The following is a 15,149-nucleotide window of genomic DNA, read 5'->3' on the forward strand; positions in this document are numbered from 1 at the left end:
CCGGCACCGGCCGCCGAGGAGGCCGTGCGGGTCGAGCGCGCGCCGCGGGACGATCGTGGCCCGCGCCGCGACGCCCGCCCGCCGCGGGATGAGGCCCGCCCGCCGCGGGACGAGGCGCGGCCGCGCCGGGATGGCGGCCGGCCCGAGTCGCGCCGCGACCACGGCCCGCGCGAGGCGCCGCAGTCCATGGAAGCGCGGCGCGAGGAATTCCGGCGCGAAAGGCGCGAGGATCGCGATGCCGGCCCGACCCCGCGCGGCTTCGGCGATACTGTGCCGGCCTTCATGCTGCTGACCGTGCCGAAACCCCGGCGCGACGCCGCCTCGGATGCCGAGGCGGCCTGATCGGCCTGCCCGAATAACTCCGGGCGCGGTTGCCGGATGAGGGGAGCCGCGCCAGATTGACGGGACGGGGCAGCGGGCCCCGCCCTGTTGCCCTTGTCGTAGTTCGGGCCCTTGCCCTGGCTTTGCCGGATCCGAGGCCGCCCGCCAGGAGGACTCCATGAACGTCGTCACCCCGGTTCCCAATAGCGCAGGCGCCCCCATCGAGGCCCAGGGCACCGCGAAGAAGTCCGGCACTTCCCCCTTCACCTGGGACGACCCGCTGCTGCTGGACCACGCGCTGACCGAGGATGAGCGCATGATCCGCGATGCGGCGCGCGAGTTCTGCCAGGAAAAGCTGATGCCGCGGGTTCTCATGGCGAACCGGAACGAGTCCTTCGACCGGGAGATCATGAACGAGTTCGGCGAGATGGGCTTTCTGGGCGCGACGCTCGATGGCTATGGCTGCGCCGGCGTGTCCTACGTCTCCTATGGGCTGATGTCGCGCGAAGTGGAGCGGGTCGATAGCGGCTACCGTTCGGCCTTCTCGGTCCAATCCTCGCTCGTGATGTACCCGATCCACGCCTTTGGGTCTGAGGAACAGAAGCAGAAGTTCTTGCCGAAGCTGCGGACGGGCGAATGGGTGGGCTGCTTCGGCCTGACCGAGCCGGATGCGGGCTCCGACCCCTCCTCCATGCGCACCCGCGCGAAGAAGGTGGATGGCGGCTATCTGGTCAGCGGCTCCAAGACCTGGATCACCAATTCGCCGATCGCCGATGTGGCGGTGGTCTGGGCGAAGGATGATGAGGGGATTTTGCGCGGCTTCCTGCTGGAGCGGGGCATGAAGGGCCTGAGCTTCCCGAAGATCGAGGGCAAGTTCTCGCTGCGCGCCTCGGTCACCGGCATGATCATGATGGACGAGGTCTTCGTCCCCGAGGAGAACCGCCTGCCGGGCGTGAAGTCGCTCGCCGGCCCCTTCTCCTGCCTCAACCGGGCCCGCTACGGCATCGCCTGGGGCGCACTCGGCGCCGCCGAGTTCTGCTGGCATGCCGCCCGCGAATACACGCTGAACCGCAAGATGTTCGGCCGCCCCCTGGCGCAGACGCAGCTGATCCAGAAGAAGCTGGCCGATATGCAGACGGAGATCACGCTCGGCCTGCATGCCGTGCTGCGCGTCGGCCGGCTGTTCGACGAGCACAAGGTCGCGCCGGAGATGATCTCCCTGGTCAAGCGCAACAATTGCGGCAAGGCGCTGGATATCGCCCGCATGTCCCGCGACATGCATGGCGGCAACGGGATCGTCGACGAGTACCACGTGATCCGCCACGTCATGAACCTGGAGACGGTGAACACCTATGAGGGCACGCATGACGTCCATGCGCTGATCCTCGGCCGCGCCCAGACCGGCCTGAACGCCTTCGGGGGGTGAGACAGAGCCCTCTCCCCCCGTTGGGGGGAGAGGGTGTTCCCCGCCGTATTGCTGCACCGCATTATCAGCGGTTACCCTTGGGCATCAGGAGTATCCCGGATGCCCACACGTCGCGCCCTCGGCGCCGCCGCCCTTTCCCTGCTCGCCGCGCCCGCCTTGGCCCAGCGCAGCTGGCCCACCCGCCCCGTCCGCCTGCTGGTGGGCTTCGCGCCCGGCGGCTTCACGGACATCGTGGCGCGCGCGGTGGCGGAGCAGTACACGGCGCTGCTCGGCCAGAACTTCGTCATCGAGAACCGCTCCGGCGCCTCCGGCACCATCGCGGCCGATGCCGTGGCCAAGGCGCCGGCGGATGGCTCCGTGCTGCTCTTCGGCCATTCCACGCCGAATGCGGTGGCCGCGGCGCTGTTTTCCAACCTGCCCTATGACCCGCTGCGGGACCTGACGCCGGTGGCGCAGATCGCGGTGCATCCGCATCTGCTGGTGGTGCCCGCGGCCTCCCCCTATCGCACGACGGCGGAGCTGATCGCGGCGGCCAAGGCGCGGCCGGGGGCGATTTCCTTCTCCTCCGCCGGGATCGGCTCCGTCCACCACCTGGCCTGCGGGCTGCTGGCCCAGAAGGCGGGGGTGGAGTTCACCCATGTGCCCTATCGCGGCAGCGCGCCCGCCATGGCGGATCTGATCGCGGGCCGGGTGGACATGACCATCGACGGCATCAGCGCCATGGCGCCGCTGATCGAGGAGGGGAAGGTCCGCGCGCTGGCCGCCGGCACGCTGGAGCGCATCGCCCGCTACCCGGACCTCACCACCCTGCAGGAGCAGGGCTATGGCGAGATCGATGCGATGAGCTGGGTCGGCGTCTTCGGCCCGCCCGGCCTGCCGGCCGAGATCGTCCAGGCGCTGTCCCAGGCCGCCGACCAGGCGATGCAGGCGCCGGCCATGCAGCGCATCCTGGCCAGCGGCGGCTCCATCGCCGCGGCGCGCCGCGGCGAGGCGTTCCGGGCCTTCATCGGCGTGGAGATCGACCGCTACAAGGCGGTGCTGGGCGACGGCAAGATCGCCCTGTAGCAGGTGGCTACGGCGCGACCTCGCCGCGGCTGAGCACGATGTCGCAATGCGCCAGGCCCGGCATCTCGGCCGCCGGGACCGGCACCAGCACGCCATTGCGCTCGATGCGGTGGCAGCGGAAGCCGAGGCCCTCGATCCAGCCGGCCAGCTCCGCGACATCGCCGCGGGCGGCCAGCATCACGGGCGACCACTCCATCACCACCACCAGCTTCGGCGAGCGCTCCATCAGCTGCTGGGCGCCGAGCAGCACCAGACCCTCGGTGCCCTCGGAGTCCATGCGCAGCAGGTCGAGCGAGGGCAGATCCGCCAGGGCATCGTCCAGCCGGGTGGCGGGTACCGCAAAGCTCTCGGAATAGCTGGGCGCGGCCACCGCGATGGCCAGGTGCGCGCTGCCGGCCTGCTGCGGGTCGGCGGCGAAGAAGACGTCGCCCGGGGCGTGCAGCACCGCCATCTCGTGCAGGGTGACGCGATCGGCGAAGCGGTTGCTGGAGATGGTGTTCCGCAGCAGGGGCAGCACCTTGGGATAGGGCTCGAAGGCGTGGATATGGCCGGTGGGTCCCACCGCCTCGCCCATCACCAGCGTGTGGAAGCCGATGCTGGCGCCGACCTCCGCCACCTGCATGCCGGGCTTCAGCACGCGGCGCAGCACGGCCTCCACATGCGGCTCCCACTGGCCTTTCAGGATGATCTCCGGCGTCATCCCGGCATCGCCGCCGGGCAGGAAGATCTTGCGGCCGAAGTGGGTGAGGGCCAAACCCACGCCATTGCCCAGATAATACCACTCGCTCCGACGGCGGAGCCGCGCACGCAGCAGGGAAAGCAACTTGTCGAGCATGGAGCCCCGTCCTGGTTCGGACCCCCATCGCACCCGGCCAGCCGGGATGCAACCACAGGAGGAGGTCACGATTACCCGCCTGGGCTCCGCCGGGGATGGGGTGGCGGAGACGCCGGGCGGGTCTCTCTTCGTCTCCGGCACGCTGCCCGGGGAACGTATCCTGGCGCGGATTGGCGCCCGGCGCGGCGAGGGTCAGGCGGCGGAACTGCTGGACATCCTTGCGCCGAGCCCGGACCGGGTGACGCCCCCCTGCCCCCATTTCCTGGTGGAATGCGGCGCCTGCGCCCTGCAGCACTGGGCGATCCCGCCCTATGCGGCATGGAAGCGCGCCCGGCTGGTGGAGGCGCTGGAACGCGCCGGCCAGCCCGGCACGCCGGTGGCGGAGATGGCGATCGCGCCCCCCGCCACGCGGCGCCGCGCCGACCTGGCGCTGAAGCGGCTGCCGGGCGGTGGCATGGCGCTGGGCTTCCACCAGCGCGGCAGCGCGGCGGTGGCGGACCTCGCCACCTGCCATGTGCTGGACCCGGCGCTGGTGGCGCTGTTCCGGCCGCTGCGCGAATTGCTGCGCCGGATGCCGGCGCTGAAGCGGGAGGGTTCGGCGGTGCTGAACCTGCTGGATTCGGGGCCGGACCTGCTGCTGCGCACGGATGGGCCGCTGGATGCGCCGCAGCGCGCCATGCTGGCGGCCTTCGGCACCGCGCATGGCCTTCCCCGGATCGCCTGGGCGCTGAAGGACGGGGTGGTGGAGACGGCGGCCCAATCCGGCCCGGTGCGGCTTGATCTTTCGGGCGTTTCGGTCGCCCCGCCGCCCGGCGCCTTCCTGCAGGCGGCGCCGGCGGGCGAGGCCGCCATCATCGCCGCCGTCCTGGCCGGGCTGGCCTCGCAGAGGCTGCCGGTGCGGGCGCGGATCGCGGATCTCTATGCCGGCATCGGCACGCTGTCCTTTCCGCTATCCGCCAGGGGGCGGGTTGCGGCCTATGAGGGGGATGCGGCGGCCGTCGCCGCGCTGGATGCCGGGGCCCGGAAAGCGGGCGGGCGGGTGGAGGCGATCCGCCGCGACCTGGCCTATCGCCCGCTGCTGCCGGCGGAGCTGAACGCCTTTGGTGCCGTGGTGCTGGATCCGCCCTATAATGGCGCGGCGGAACAGGTGGCGCAGATCGCCCGCAGCAAGGTGCCGGTGGTGATCTATGTCTCCTGCAACCCGGTGGCCCTGGCGCGGGATGCGGCGGCGCTGGTGAAGGCGGGGTTCAAGGCGGTCTCGGCCGTGCCGGTGGACCAGTTCGGCTGGTCGCCGCACCTGGAATCGGTGGTGAGTTTCCGGCGCTGAGGCGCGGCTCGCGAAAGATCGTTGCGCGGAACGAGGCGCGGGGGCTTGCAACCGCCCCCCCGCATCCAAACTGACGGCTGCAAATGAAGCGGAGAGGCTTCCATGGATCGCCGTCACCTGATGCTGGGCGCCGCCGGCGCACTGGCCGCCCCTGCCTTGCTGCGCGCGCTGCCAGCCTCCGCCCAGGCTCCGGCGCAGGCCCCCGCGGCTGCACCGCTGGCGCAGGCGCCGGGCTTCTACCGCTTCCGGGTGGGCGCCCGCACCGTGACCCTGCTGCATGACGGCAGCCGCGCCATCCCGCTGGCCCAGGGTTTCGTTCCGGCCACGCCGCTGGCCGAGGTGCAGCGCGTGCTGGCGGAAAGCTTCCTGCCGACCGAGACCTTCCGCATCCCCTTCACCCTGACATGCCTGGAGACGCCGAACGGCCTGGTGCTGTTCGACACCGGCAATGGCGCACAGCCGGCGGGCGCGCCCGTGGGACTGCTGGGGCCGAATATGCGCGCCGCCGGGCTCGACCCCGCCCGCGTCACCACGGTGGTCTTCAGCCATTTCCATGGCGACCATGTCGGCGGCCTGCTGAATGCCGATGGCACCCCCGCCTTCCCGAATGCGGAGCTGGTGGTGCCGGCCGCCGAATGGGCCTGGTGGACCGAGGCGGGCAATGAAAGCCGCAGCCCGGAGGCGCAGCGCGGCACCTTCGCCAATGTGGCGCGGCGCTTCGGCCCCTATCAGGGCAAGGTGCGGCAGGTGGCGGGGGATGCCGAGGTGCTGCCGGGGGTCACCGCCATTTCGGCGCATGGCCATACGCCGGGCCATACCCTCTACCGCATCGCCGATGGCGCGGACCAGCTGATCGTGCTCGCCGATATCACCAACCGGCCGGAGCTTTTTGCCCGCCGCCCCGACTTCCGCGTGATGTTCGACTTCGACGGCGCGGCGGCGGAGGCGACGCGGCGGCGGGTCTTCGACATGGTGAGCACCGACCGCATCCGCGTCACCGGCTACCACTTCCCCTTCCCCGCCACAGGCCACATGGCGAAGGACGGCCAGGGCTATCGCTTCGTGCCCTCCGACTGGTCGGCCGCGAGCTGAGGGGCATGGAGATGATCGATCGTCGTACCCTTCTCGCCGCCGGCAGCGCCGCGGCCCTGGCCCCTGCCCTGCCCGCCCTGGCGCAGGGCGCCGCCGTGACGCCCCCCTTCCACCATGTGATGGTGGGCGGGCTGCGCGCCACAGTGGTGAATGACGGCGCCGCGACGCGGCCCGATGCCACCCAGGGCTTCGTCATGAATGCCCAGCCGGCCGAGGTGGCCGCCGCCCTGCAGGCCGGCGGCACGCCCGGCCCGGCGCTGGTGAACCCCTACAACGTCACCGTCATCCGCACGCCGCGCGGCCTCGTGCTGCTGGATGCCGGCACCGGCGCCACCCCCACCATGATGGTGAATATGCGCAATGCCGGGCTGGACCCGGCCGAGGTGGTGCTGGTCGCCCATACGCATTTCCACGGCGACCACATCAACGGGCTGCTGGCCGCCGATGGCAGCCCGGCCTTCCCGAATGCGCAGATCGCGGTGCCGGAGGTCGAATGGACCTTCTGGAACGATGCGGGCGAGGAATCCCGCGCCAATGAGATGCGCCGCCCCGGCTTCGCCAATGCGCGGCGGCGCTTCGCCCCCTATGCCGGGCGCATCACCCGCTTCGCCCCCGGCGCGCAGGTGGCACCGGGCATCACCGCCATCGCGAGCCCCGGCCACTCGCCGGGCCATGTCTCCTACCTGGTGGCGGATGGCGACAGGCAGCTGATGGTGATCGGCGATGCCATCACCACGCCGGCGCTCTTCATGGCCAATCCGGACTGGTATCCGGTCTTCGACATGGACCCGACCCAGGCGGTGGCGACGCGCAAGCGCCTGCTGGACCAGCTGGCGACGGACCGCATCGCGGTGGTGGGCTACCACTTCCCGATGCCGGCGACCGGCATGGTGGAGCGCGCGGGCAAGGGGTACCGGCTGGTGCCGCTGGCCTGAGAAAGGGAGCGGGTGGCAGCGGCCGGTTGGTGCCACCCGCCTTCGACGTCCCCCTCACCCAACCTCTCCCCCATAAGTGGGGGAGAGCGGTTGTTACTGGCGCAGGACTTGGGGGTTCACGCAGGCGTCCGGCGGCAGGGGCTCGCCGCGCAGCACCGCGAGCGCATGCGTGGCCGCGGCCTGGGCGGTGGCGCTGCGGGCCACGGTGGTGGCGGCGCCCATATGCGGGCTCAGCAGCGTATTCGGGCAGCCCACCAGGGGATTGCCGCCGGGCGGCGGCGGCTCGGTGGACAGCACGTCGAGGCCGGCGCCGTAGATCCGGCCCTCGCGCAGCACCTCGGCAAGCGCCGCCTCGTCGATCAGCCCGCCACGGCCGGTGTTCACCAGGATCGCCTCGCGCCCCAGCAGCGCCAGCTCCGCCGCGCCGATCATGTGGCGGTTCGCGGCATTCATCGGCGCATGCAGCGAGACCACGTCCGACTCCGCGAGCAGGGCGTGCAGTGAGGGCGCGGCGATGACGGGCGCAATGTCGCCGCGGCGGGCCAGGTTGGGGCTATAGGCCGAGACCTTCATGCCGAGGGCCAGCGCCATCCGCGCCAGGCCTTGCGCGATGCGCCCATAGCCGACCAGGCCCAGGCGGCGGCCGTAGAGCTCGATCCCCAGCCGGCTGCGGTCCCAGCCGCCCGCCTGCGTCAGCCGGTTGTGGTGCGGGATATTGCGCGCCACGGCCAGGATCAGGCCCAGGCTGTATTCCGCCACCGATTGCGCATTGGCGCCCACCGCCGTCAGCACCGGGATGCCGCGCGCGGTGGCGCCTGCGACATCGATCAGGTCGTAGCCGACCGCGGCGCGGGAGATGACGCGCAGCGTCGGGCAGCTCGCCATGGCCTCGCCGGTGATCGGGATGGCGCGGGAGATGACGCCCTGCACCGGGGTGGTGGCGAGCTTACGCTCCATCTCCGCCCGCCCGCCTTCGAGGGAGACGAAATCCACCGTGCAGCCGGCGGCCTGGAGCAGCGCCAGGCCCGAGTCTTCGAGGCGCGCGGCGGTGACGAGGATATGGAAGGTCATGCCTTCCGGATCGCCCTTCAGGCCGCGCGGGTCAATACGCCCCCGCGCCAGAACCGGCCGCCGCCGCGCCGCGTTTCTTGGGGGCGCCCGGCAGCAAGCGCGGGTGGCGATCACGGAGGAACGCAGGATGGCGAACCAGCAGGGCGGCAAGGACAAGTCCGGCGGGCAGCACGGCGCCGAGGGTCAGAAGGGCGTGTCGCAGGAGACGGTCGGCAGCGGCAAGGACAAGGACCCGAACAATTTCGCGAACGACCCCGGGCGCGCGGCGGAAGCCGGCCGCAAGGGCGGGCAGTCCCGCAAGGGTTGAGGCGGCGGCGACGGCTGGCGCTACAGCGCCAGCCGCAGGCGGCCCCGGCCGCGCGAGACGCAGGCCGTGAGGCTTTGGCGCCGCGCGGCGGGAGAAAGGCAGACGTCGCGGTGCAGCGGCTCCCCCCGCTCCACCCCCACAACGCAACTGCCGCAGGCGCCGTATTCGCAGGCGGCGTCCACCGCATGGCCGGCCTCGCGCAGCACCTCCAGCAGGCTGCGATCGGCGGGCACCGGCAGGATGGCGCCGGAGGAGGCGATCTCCACCTCGAAGGCCTCGCCCTGGCTGGCCTCGGCACGCGGCAGGCCGGCGAAATGCTCGCGATGCGCGGTGCCTTCCGGCCAATGCGCGGTGGCGGACTCGAAGGCCTCCAGCATCCGGGCCGGGCCACAGCAATAGGCATGGGTGCCGGGGGCGGGGCTGGCGAGCAGCGCCGGCAGGTCCAGCCGCCGGCCGATCCATTCCCGCAGTCGCGGGCCGAGCGCCGCGCGCAGTTCCGGCAGGAAGGGCGTCGACTCGGCGCTGCGGGCGCAGAAATGCAGCTCGAAATTCGCGCCCGCACGCAAAAGCTCCGGCAGCATGGAGAGGAAGGGCGTGATGCCGATGCCGCCGGCCACCAGCAGGTGCCGCGCCGCGCCTTCCGCCAGGCCAAAACCCTGCTGCGGATGGCTGGCCAGCAGCCGGGTGCCGACCGGCGCCGCATCATGCAGCCAGGCGCTGCCGCCCTGCCCCGCCGGCTCGCGCAGCACCGCCACCTCCCAGCTCTCGGGCCGGGCGGGGTCGGAGACCAGGGAATAGAGGCGCCGCCTGCCATCCGGCAGCACCAGGATGGCATGGGCGCCGCCGCGGAAGGGCGGGAAGGCGGGGCGTTTCGTCGGGCGCAGCGTCAGCGCCACCACCGCCGGCGTCACCTGCCGGCGCGCCGCCACCTCCACGCCCATCAGCAGCTTCATCGGCTCAGACCGGCTCGATCACGTCGCCGGGACGGATCACGCCGCCCTTGATGATGCGGCAATTGAGGCCGGAGCGGTTGAGCAGCGGGTTGAACAGCGGGCGGCCCAGCAGCTCGTCCAGGTATTTGCAGGGCACGTTCAGCCGGCCGCCGAACAGCACCACCTCCCCCACCCGGAAATGCCGGCCGACCAGGTGGTTCAGCGGCACGCCCTGGGTGGTCAGGTTGCGGCGGCTTTCATGGGGTTCCAGCGTCAGGCCGTGGTCGCGGCGGAGCGCATCCAGCGTCTCCATCTCGATCAGCGTGCATTGCCGGTCCTCATGCGGCTTGTAGCTGTAGGTGCCGCGGCCGGTGGCGTAGCGGTCGCCCTCGATGCCGACGCCCTCGATCAGCCGGGCGGCGGGCAGTTCCTCCATCTCCATCGAGGCCTGCTCGGCGATGAAGCTGGCGATCAGCCGGCCGCTCCAGGGATAGCCTTGGGTCACGCTGCGTTTCCTTTCTCGTTCAACCTGCCGACACGCCGGCCAGGAGGGGGCGCCAACGCGTCACCTCCCGCGCCACCAGCGCGCGGAATTCGTCGCCCGTCCCGCCGAGCGGCAGGGTGCCCTGCTGCACCAGCCGCGCACGTGTCTCCTCCGCGCGCAAAGCGGTGTCGAAGACCTCGTTCAGCCGGGCCAGGATCGGCGCCGGCGTGCCCCGCGGCGCGACGATGCCGGAGGTGGAGCCATTCTCCAGCCCGGGCAAGCCCGCCTCGGCCGTGGTCGGCACATCGGGCATCAGCGCCACCCGCGACGGGGAGGCCACGGCATAGGCGCGCAGGGTGCCGGCCTGGACATGGGCGATGACGATCGGCGTGGCCTCCGCCGTCATGGAGACCTGGCCGCCCAGCACCGACTGCACGCTGGCGGAGCCGCTGCGGAAATGCACCTCCAGCAGCCTGGCACCGGTGGCCTGCTGGAAGGCGAGCTGGGTCAGATGCGGGGAGCTGCCGGCGCCGGCGGTGCCGAAGCTCAGCGCCTCCGGCCGCGCGCGGGCGGCGGCGACGAGGCCAGCGAGGTCGGGCGCCACGGCGGGATGCGCCACCAGCAGATGCGGCGTGCTGCCGATGGCGATCACCGGCTCGAAATCCCGCGCCGGGTCGTAGGGCATGGCGGCATAGATCACGGGATTGACCGAGAACATGGCGACCGAGGCCATCAGCAGCGTATGGCCATCGGGGGCGGCCTTGGCGACGAAATCGCCGGCGATATTGCCATTGGCGCCCGCCCGGTTCTCCACGACGACCGGCACCCCGAGCAGCGCGGCGGCGCGTTCCGCCACCACCCGCGCCACCAGATCCGTGATGCCGCCGGGGCCGAAGGGCACCACGAGGCGCAGCGGGCGGGCGGCGGGAAAGGCCTGGGCGCGGGCCAGGCTGGGCGCGGCAAGGGCGGCGCCCAGCAGAAGGCGGCGGGAGAGGAATGGGTTCATCGGTGGGGATCCTGTCGGTGAATGCCTCCCCGGTTGCGCCTGTGCTAGGCTGTCCGGGTTTCCTGTGTGGAAACGAGTATCCTGAGAGGAAACCGTGCCGTCAACCGCATTGAACGACCCTGAGGCCGGGCTGCCGGAGGCGGAGGGCGCGGCGCTGGGCCGCCGGTTGCGGGCGCAGCGCCAGGCCGCCGGGCTCAGCCTGGCCGGGCTGGCGCTCGCGACCGGGCTGACCAAGGGCTATCTTTCGAAGGTCGAGCGCGGTCAGGGCCAGCCCTCGATCGGCACGGTCTTCCGCATCGCGGAGGCGCTGGGCCTGCCAGCCGGGCAGCTGCTGGCCGCCGAGGCCGCGCCCAGCGGGGCCGCCGACCTGGCCCGGGCCGAGCAGCCGCCTCGACCGCCGCCGGGCGAGGAGCTGCATCTGCGGCCGCTGTTTCCCGGCGGGCCGGGGCGGCTCATCGCGCTGGAGATGTGGCCGCCGCTGGAGCCGCGGCCGGAGCAGGAGACCTCGACCCACGCGGGGGAGGAACTGCTGCATGTGCTGTCCGGCCGGATGGAAATCCTGTTCGAGGAGTCCAGCCTAGTGTTGGAGGCTGGCGATTCGCTGCGCTTCGATGCGCGCCGCCCGCACCGCACCCGCTCCCTCGGCGGGCAGCGGGCCCGGGTGCTGATGGTGCTGGCGGCGGAGGGATGAAACTCCGACGCATTTTCCGAGTCGCCTTGCGAAGCCGCAAGGCTTGAAAATGCGTCAGGCCCGCCTGCGAAACGTCAGCACCAGCACGTCGCGCCAGGCGGGGCGGCTGGCATCGTGCGGCACCACCGGCGTCACGCCGTGCAGGATGCGATGGTCGTCCAGCAGCACCGCATCCAGAGGCTCGGTCAGGGTGAAGGCACCGAGGCGCGTGCCATCGGGGGTGGCGATCTCGGTCACCCCCTCATCCACATTCTCCCGCCGCACCAGCAGCACCAGCACCCAGTCCACGCCGTCCCGGTGCATGCCCTCCGGTGTCGGGCGGCCGGCGGCGTCGGGCGCGGCCTCGATGCGGAACTGATGCGCCTCGATATGCCAGTCCTGGCCGGGATCGGCGGCATCGAAGGCCTGGCGGGCCCAGTCGGCGATGCCGGCAAAACCGGCGGAGGCGGTGATGGCGCGGGGGATGGGCTCGAAATGCCGCTGGATGCCGCCATTCAGCGGATTGTGGTCCCGCGCCTGCCAATGCGGGGCATCGGCTTCCCGCACCAGGCCGGGCATGCCGGCGCGGGCCGACAGCACCGCATGGCGGCGGCGGCGGTAGCGGCCGCCATCGGCCATGTGCTGGTCGAGCGGCATGCCGTCCCAGCTCGCCGCGAAGGCGGGGAAATCGGCGAGCGCGGCCGGCGGCAGTGCGGCGGCGGTGGCCCCGGACTGAAGGTGGACGAAGCCGGCCTGGACCAGCATGGGTGTCTCGGGGGTCATCGCGGGGATGTTAGGGGCCGGGCGCGCGGGGGGCGATGCGCGAAAATCTCATCCCGGCCCTGCAAGGCTATTCCAGCTTCACATTGCCCAGCTGCACGGCGCGCCGGTAGATCTCCAGCTCCTCCCGGATCACCGCGCCGTAATGGGCGGAGGTCATCTGCGCGGGCGGCGGGATCTCGCCGCCCAGCGCGGTCAGGCGCTGCCGCGCCAGGCCTTCCGACAGCGCCGCGGCCATGGCGCTGCGCAGCTTCTCCACCACCTCGGGCGGCGTGCCGGCGGGGGCGAGCATGCCGAGCGTGGTGCTGAGCTCCGGCTGCACGATGCCGGCCTCGCGCAGCGTCTCCACCTCCGGCAGCAGAGGCGAGCGCGCGGCGGAGGCGATGCCCAGGATGCGCGCGCGGCCATCGGCATGCAGCTGCAGCGCGGAGGACAGCTGGTCGAAGACCACGGGGATGGTGCCGGCGATCAGGTCGTTCAGCGCAGGTCCCGTGCCGCGATAGGGCACATGCACCAGCCCCGCCCCGCTGCCGGCATTGAATAGCTCGATCGCCAGATGCGCGCCGGAGCCGATGCCGGCGGTGCCGGCCGAGAGACCGCCCGGCGTCGCCTTCGACTGCGCGACGAAGTCCGCCAGCCTGCGGGCCGTGATGTCCTTCGCCACCATCAGCACGATCGGCACGCGATAGGCCATGCCGATCGGCACAAAATCGCGCAGCGGGTCATAGGGCAGGCGCTCCATCGCCACGGGGAAGATGGAGACGGGCGCGGTGCCGGTGATGAGGATGGTATGGCCATCCGGCCGGGCGCGGGCCACGGCTTCGGTGCCCACGATGCCGCCGGCGCCGGCGCGGTTGTCCACGATCACCTGCTGGCCCAGCGCCTGGCTCATCGCCGGCGCCAGAAGCCGGGCGGAGAAATCCACATTGCCGCCGGGCGGATAGGCGACGACCAGGCGCACCGGGCGGTCCGGAAAGGTCTGTGCGAGGGCGGGCGCGGCGAGCAGGGCGGCGCCGGCAATGAGGGAGCTGCGGCGGGTGAGCATCTTCTTCCTATCTCCCTGCGGCCGCGCGGCGCGCGGCGAATTCACGTTCGAGCAGCGGGATCGACCCGCCAGCCTGCCAGACCTGCACCATGCGCTCGGAGAAGGGTTTTGCGCGCAGCTCCTGGCCCTTGGGAAGGGTGACGAGGCCAGTGGCGGGGTCGGCCGAAAGGATTTCGCCGTCCTGCACGGCTTCGTGGATGCCAGGACAAATCATCACCGGCAGGCCGTGGTTCAGGGCGCGGCGCAGGAAGCCGGAATCGCAGGATTCCACGACGACCACTGAAATGCCGGAGGCGCGCAGCGCGACGCTGACCTCGACATGGTTGTGATGCGCGAAATTGCGGCCGCCGACGATGATGTCGCCGCGCCGAACCTGCTGCGCGAATTCCGGCCGCATCCGCCGGAAGCACATGGCCCGCAGCGCCTCCTCGTCGAATTCCTTGCCGAAACTGTCGCGGATGATCGAGAATTCGATGATCCCGTCATCGCCATGCACGTCGTCGCCGAACTTCCAGACGCGCCCCGTGCAGGTGGTCATGCCGCCACCTCGGCCAGCAGCGGGCGCGGATCGGCGATGGCGCCGGCGATGGCGGAGGCCGCGACCACCGCGGGGCCCGCCAGGAAGACGCGAGAGGTGCGATCGCCGTTGCGGCCCTGGTAGTTGAACTGCTGCGTCGAGATCAGCACTTCGTTCGCATTCAGCACGCCCTGGTAGCCCCAGCAGGTGGTGCAGCCCGGGGCCAGGATGGTGGCGCCGGCCTCGGCCAGGTCGCCCAGGATTCCTTCGCGGGAGGCCTCGACATAGACGCCGCGGCTGCCGGGGGTGACGTAGAGCGTGACATGGGGGGCGATGCGGCGTCCGCGCAGAAGCCGTGCCGCCTCCCGCAGGTCGTCCAGCCGGCCGTTGGAGCAATAGCCGATGGTGGCCTGGTCGATGCGCTGGCCCAGCGCCTGTTCCACCGGCACGCCGCCATGCGCATCCGGCGGCAGGGTGACCATGGGCTGGATCTCCGAAAGATCGTAGGTCAGCTCCGTCACATAGGCGGCGCCCGGATCGGCCCGCACCACCTGCCAGGGCCGGCCGGCATCGCGGGCGCGGACATAGGCCAGCGTGGCCTCGTCCGGCGTCATGATCCCGGTATAGGCGCCGGAATGGAACAGCGAGGCCAGCACCGTCTGCCGGTCGTCCAGGCTGAGGGTGGCGAGCCCTTCCCCGTCGAATTCCACGCAGCACTGCAGCAGCCGCCCATCGGCGGTGCAGTCGCGCAAAATGGTCTGGATGAGGTCGCGGGCGGTGACGCCGAAGCCCAATCGGCCGTTCAGCGTGATGCGGGCCGAGGGCGGCACCGCGATCCAGTTCTCATCCTGGATGATGGCGACGATCACCTCCGTCGAGATCGGCAGGTTCAGCGCGCCCAGCGCGCCGATGGAGGCGATATTGCCCTCGTCGGAAAAGATCAGCGTGCCGGGGCGGGCGAAGCCGCGCTCGGTCAGGACCAGGTGGCGCAGGCCGTTGCCGGGGCCGAAGAAGTTCTCGATGCCCTGCTGCGCGCACCAGTCGCGCAGGGTGCGGTGGGTCTCGTGGTGGTGCGAGCCCATGGCGGCGGAGGTGGAGTGGTCGATCACCATCACCGCCTTGTCCGGGCGCGGGATGCGGTCGACGCCGATGCGTTCCAGGTTGCGCTTGTGGCCGGGCCAGAACAGCTCCTGGCAGGCGGTATAGTCCGGGGTGACGGTGACGTAGTCGCCGACCTCGACATGGTCCCGCCCGCAATGCGCGGCGATGATCTTCTGGGCGATGGTCTGCGGCGCGGTCATGCGCCGGTCCTGAACCGCATGGCATCCTCCACGGG

16 protein-coding genes and 1 pseudogene are annotated in these 15,149 nt (G+C 71.5%); 8 read left to right on the forward strand and 9 right to left on the reverse strand.

The features are described from left to right. The 3 genes and pseudogenes from ACTIF1_RS00005 to ACTIF1_RS00015 form a co-directional block, all read left to right on the forward strand. A pseudogene (locus ACTIF1_RS00005) lies at positions 1-342 on the forward strand (DEAD/DEAH box helicase); the annotation flags it as partial. Between the two features lie 157 nt (positions 343-499). Further along, on the forward strand, positions 500-1,747 hold the full coding sequence (locus ACTIF1_RS00010) for an acyl-CoA dehydrogenase (protein WP_439594307.1): 1,248 nt from the start codon (positions 500-502) through the stop codon (positions 1,745-1,747). Between the two features lie 99 nt (positions 1,748-1,846). Continuing rightward, positions 1,847-2,812, forward strand: a complete 966-nt coding sequence (locus tag ACTIF1_RS00015) for a Bug family tripartite tricarboxylate transporter substrate binding protein (RefSeq protein WP_439594308.1) — start codon at positions 1,847-1,849, stop codon at positions 2,810-2,812. Between the two features lie 7 nt (positions 2,813-2,819). Here the strand turns inward: ACTIF1_RS00015 and ACTIF1_RS00020 are convergent, their stop codons facing one another. Beyond that, positions 2,820-3,647 carry an FkbM family methyltransferase gene (locus ACTIF1_RS00020; protein ID WP_439594309.1) on the reverse strand — a complete coding sequence of 276 codons (828 nt, stop codon included), beginning with the start codon at positions 3,645-3,647 and terminating at the stop codon, positions 2,820-2,822. Between the two features lie 46 nt (positions 3,648-3,693). Between ACTIF1_RS00020 and ACTIF1_RS00025 the strand changes: the two genes are divergently transcribed. From ACTIF1_RS00025 to ACTIF1_RS00035, 3 genes are all read left to right on the forward strand, one after another. Continuing rightward, the gene (locus ACTIF1_RS00025; protein WP_439594310.1) at positions 3,694-4,974 is read left to right on the forward strand and encodes a class I SAM-dependent RNA methyltransferase; all 1,281 of its coding nucleotides are present in this window, start codon (positions 3,694-3,696) and stop codon (positions 4,972-4,974) included. Positions 4,975-5,076: 102 nt separating this feature from the next. Then, positions 5,077-6,066 (forward strand): MBL fold metallo-hydrolase, encoded by a 990-nt coding sequence (locus tag ACTIF1_RS00030; RefSeq protein WP_439594311.1) that lies wholly within the window; start codon positions 5,077-5,079, stop codon positions 6,064-6,066. 11 nt (positions 6,067-6,077) lie between these two features. Continuing rightward, the gene (locus tag ACTIF1_RS00035) at positions 6,078-7,001 is read left to right on the forward strand and encodes an MBL fold metallo-hydrolase (RefSeq protein WP_439594312.1); all 924 of its coding nucleotides are present in this window, start codon (positions 6,078-6,080) and stop codon (positions 6,999-7,001) included. 93 nt (positions 7,002-7,094) lie between these two features. Here ACTIF1_RS00035 and ACTIF1_RS00040 read toward each other — a convergent pair whose 3' ends face one another. Beyond that, complete coding sequence (locus ACTIF1_RS00040; protein WP_439594313.1) at positions 7,095-8,072, reverse strand: NAD(P)-dependent oxidoreductase; 978 nt, start codon at positions 8,070-8,072, stop codon at positions 7,095-7,097. 127 nt (positions 8,073-8,199) lie between these two features. Here ACTIF1_RS00040 and ACTIF1_RS00045 point away from each other — a divergent pair, with 127 nt between their 5' ends. Further along, positions 8,200-8,379, forward strand: a complete 180-nt coding sequence (locus tag ACTIF1_RS00045) for a KGG domain-containing protein (protein ID WP_439594314.1) — start codon at positions 8,200-8,202, stop codon at positions 8,377-8,379. Positions 8,380-8,399: 20 nt separating this feature from the next. On the opposite strand, the gene ACTIF1_RS00050 is transcribed toward ACTIF1_RS00045, so the two are convergent. The 3 genes from ACTIF1_RS00050 to ACTIF1_RS00060 form a co-directional block, all read right to left on the reverse strand. Next, positions 8,400-9,332, reverse strand: coding sequence for a PDR/VanB family oxidoreductase (locus ACTIF1_RS00050; protein ID WP_439594315.1), 933 nt, complete (start codon positions 9,330-9,332; stop codon positions 8,400-8,402). Between the two features lie 4 nt (positions 9,333-9,336). Further along, the gene (locus ACTIF1_RS00055) at positions 9,337-9,624 is read right to left on the reverse strand and encodes an MOSC domain-containing protein (RefSeq protein ID WP_439594651.1); all 288 of its coding nucleotides are present in this window, start codon (positions 9,622-9,624) and stop codon (positions 9,337-9,339) included. Positions 9,625-9,835: 211 nt separating this feature from the next. Beyond that, complete coding sequence (locus ACTIF1_RS00060; RefSeq protein WP_439594316.1) at positions 9,836-10,801, reverse strand: Bug family tripartite tricarboxylate transporter substrate binding protein; 966 nt, start codon at positions 10,799-10,801, stop codon at positions 9,836-9,838. A 109-nt stretch (positions 10,802-10,910) separates the two neighbouring features. Between ACTIF1_RS00060 and ACTIF1_RS00065 the strand changes: the two genes are divergently transcribed. Then, the gene (locus tag ACTIF1_RS00065) at positions 10,911-11,492 is read left to right on the forward strand and encodes a helix-turn-helix domain-containing protein (RefSeq protein WP_439594317.1); all 582 of its coding nucleotides are present in this window, start codon (positions 10,911-10,913) and stop codon (positions 11,490-11,492) included. 54 nt (positions 11,493-11,546) lie between these two features. On the opposite strand, the gene ACTIF1_RS00070 is transcribed toward ACTIF1_RS00065, so the two are convergent. From ACTIF1_RS00070 to ACTIF1_RS00085, 4 genes are all read right to left on the reverse strand, one after another. Further along, the gene (locus ACTIF1_RS00070; protein WP_439594318.1) at positions 11,547-12,254 is read right to left on the reverse strand and encodes a 2OG-Fe dioxygenase family protein; all 708 of its coding nucleotides are present in this window, start codon (positions 12,252-12,254) and stop codon (positions 11,547-11,549) included. A gap of 67 nt (positions 12,255-12,321) precedes the next feature. After that, entirely contained in the window at positions 12,322-13,296 is a 975-nt protein-coding gene (locus ACTIF1_RS00075; protein WP_439594319.1) for a Bug family tripartite tricarboxylate transporter substrate binding protein, read from the reverse strand. 7 nt (positions 13,297-13,303) lie between these two features. Next, positions 13,304-13,834, reverse strand: a complete 531-nt coding sequence (locus ACTIF1_RS00080; protein WP_439594320.1) for a hypothetical protein — start codon at positions 13,832-13,834, stop codon at positions 13,304-13,306. Next, positions 13,831-15,114 carry a 3-isopropylmalate dehydratase large subunit gene (locus tag ACTIF1_RS00085; RefSeq protein WP_439594321.1) on the reverse strand — a complete coding sequence of 428 codons (1,284 nt, stop codon included), beginning with the start codon at positions 15,112-15,114 and terminating at the stop codon, positions 13,831-13,833. The genes ACTIF1_RS00080 and ACTIF1_RS00085 overlap by 4 nt, the downstream gene beginning before the upstream one ends. Positions 15,115-15,149 lie beyond the last annotated feature (35 nt).

Origin of the sequence: Falsiroseomonas sp. (assembly GCF_051860665.1) — a bacterium.
In the GTDB taxonomy this organism is placed as follows: Bacteria; Pseudomonadota; Alphaproteobacteria; order Acetobacterales; family Acetobacteraceae; genus Falsiroseomonas.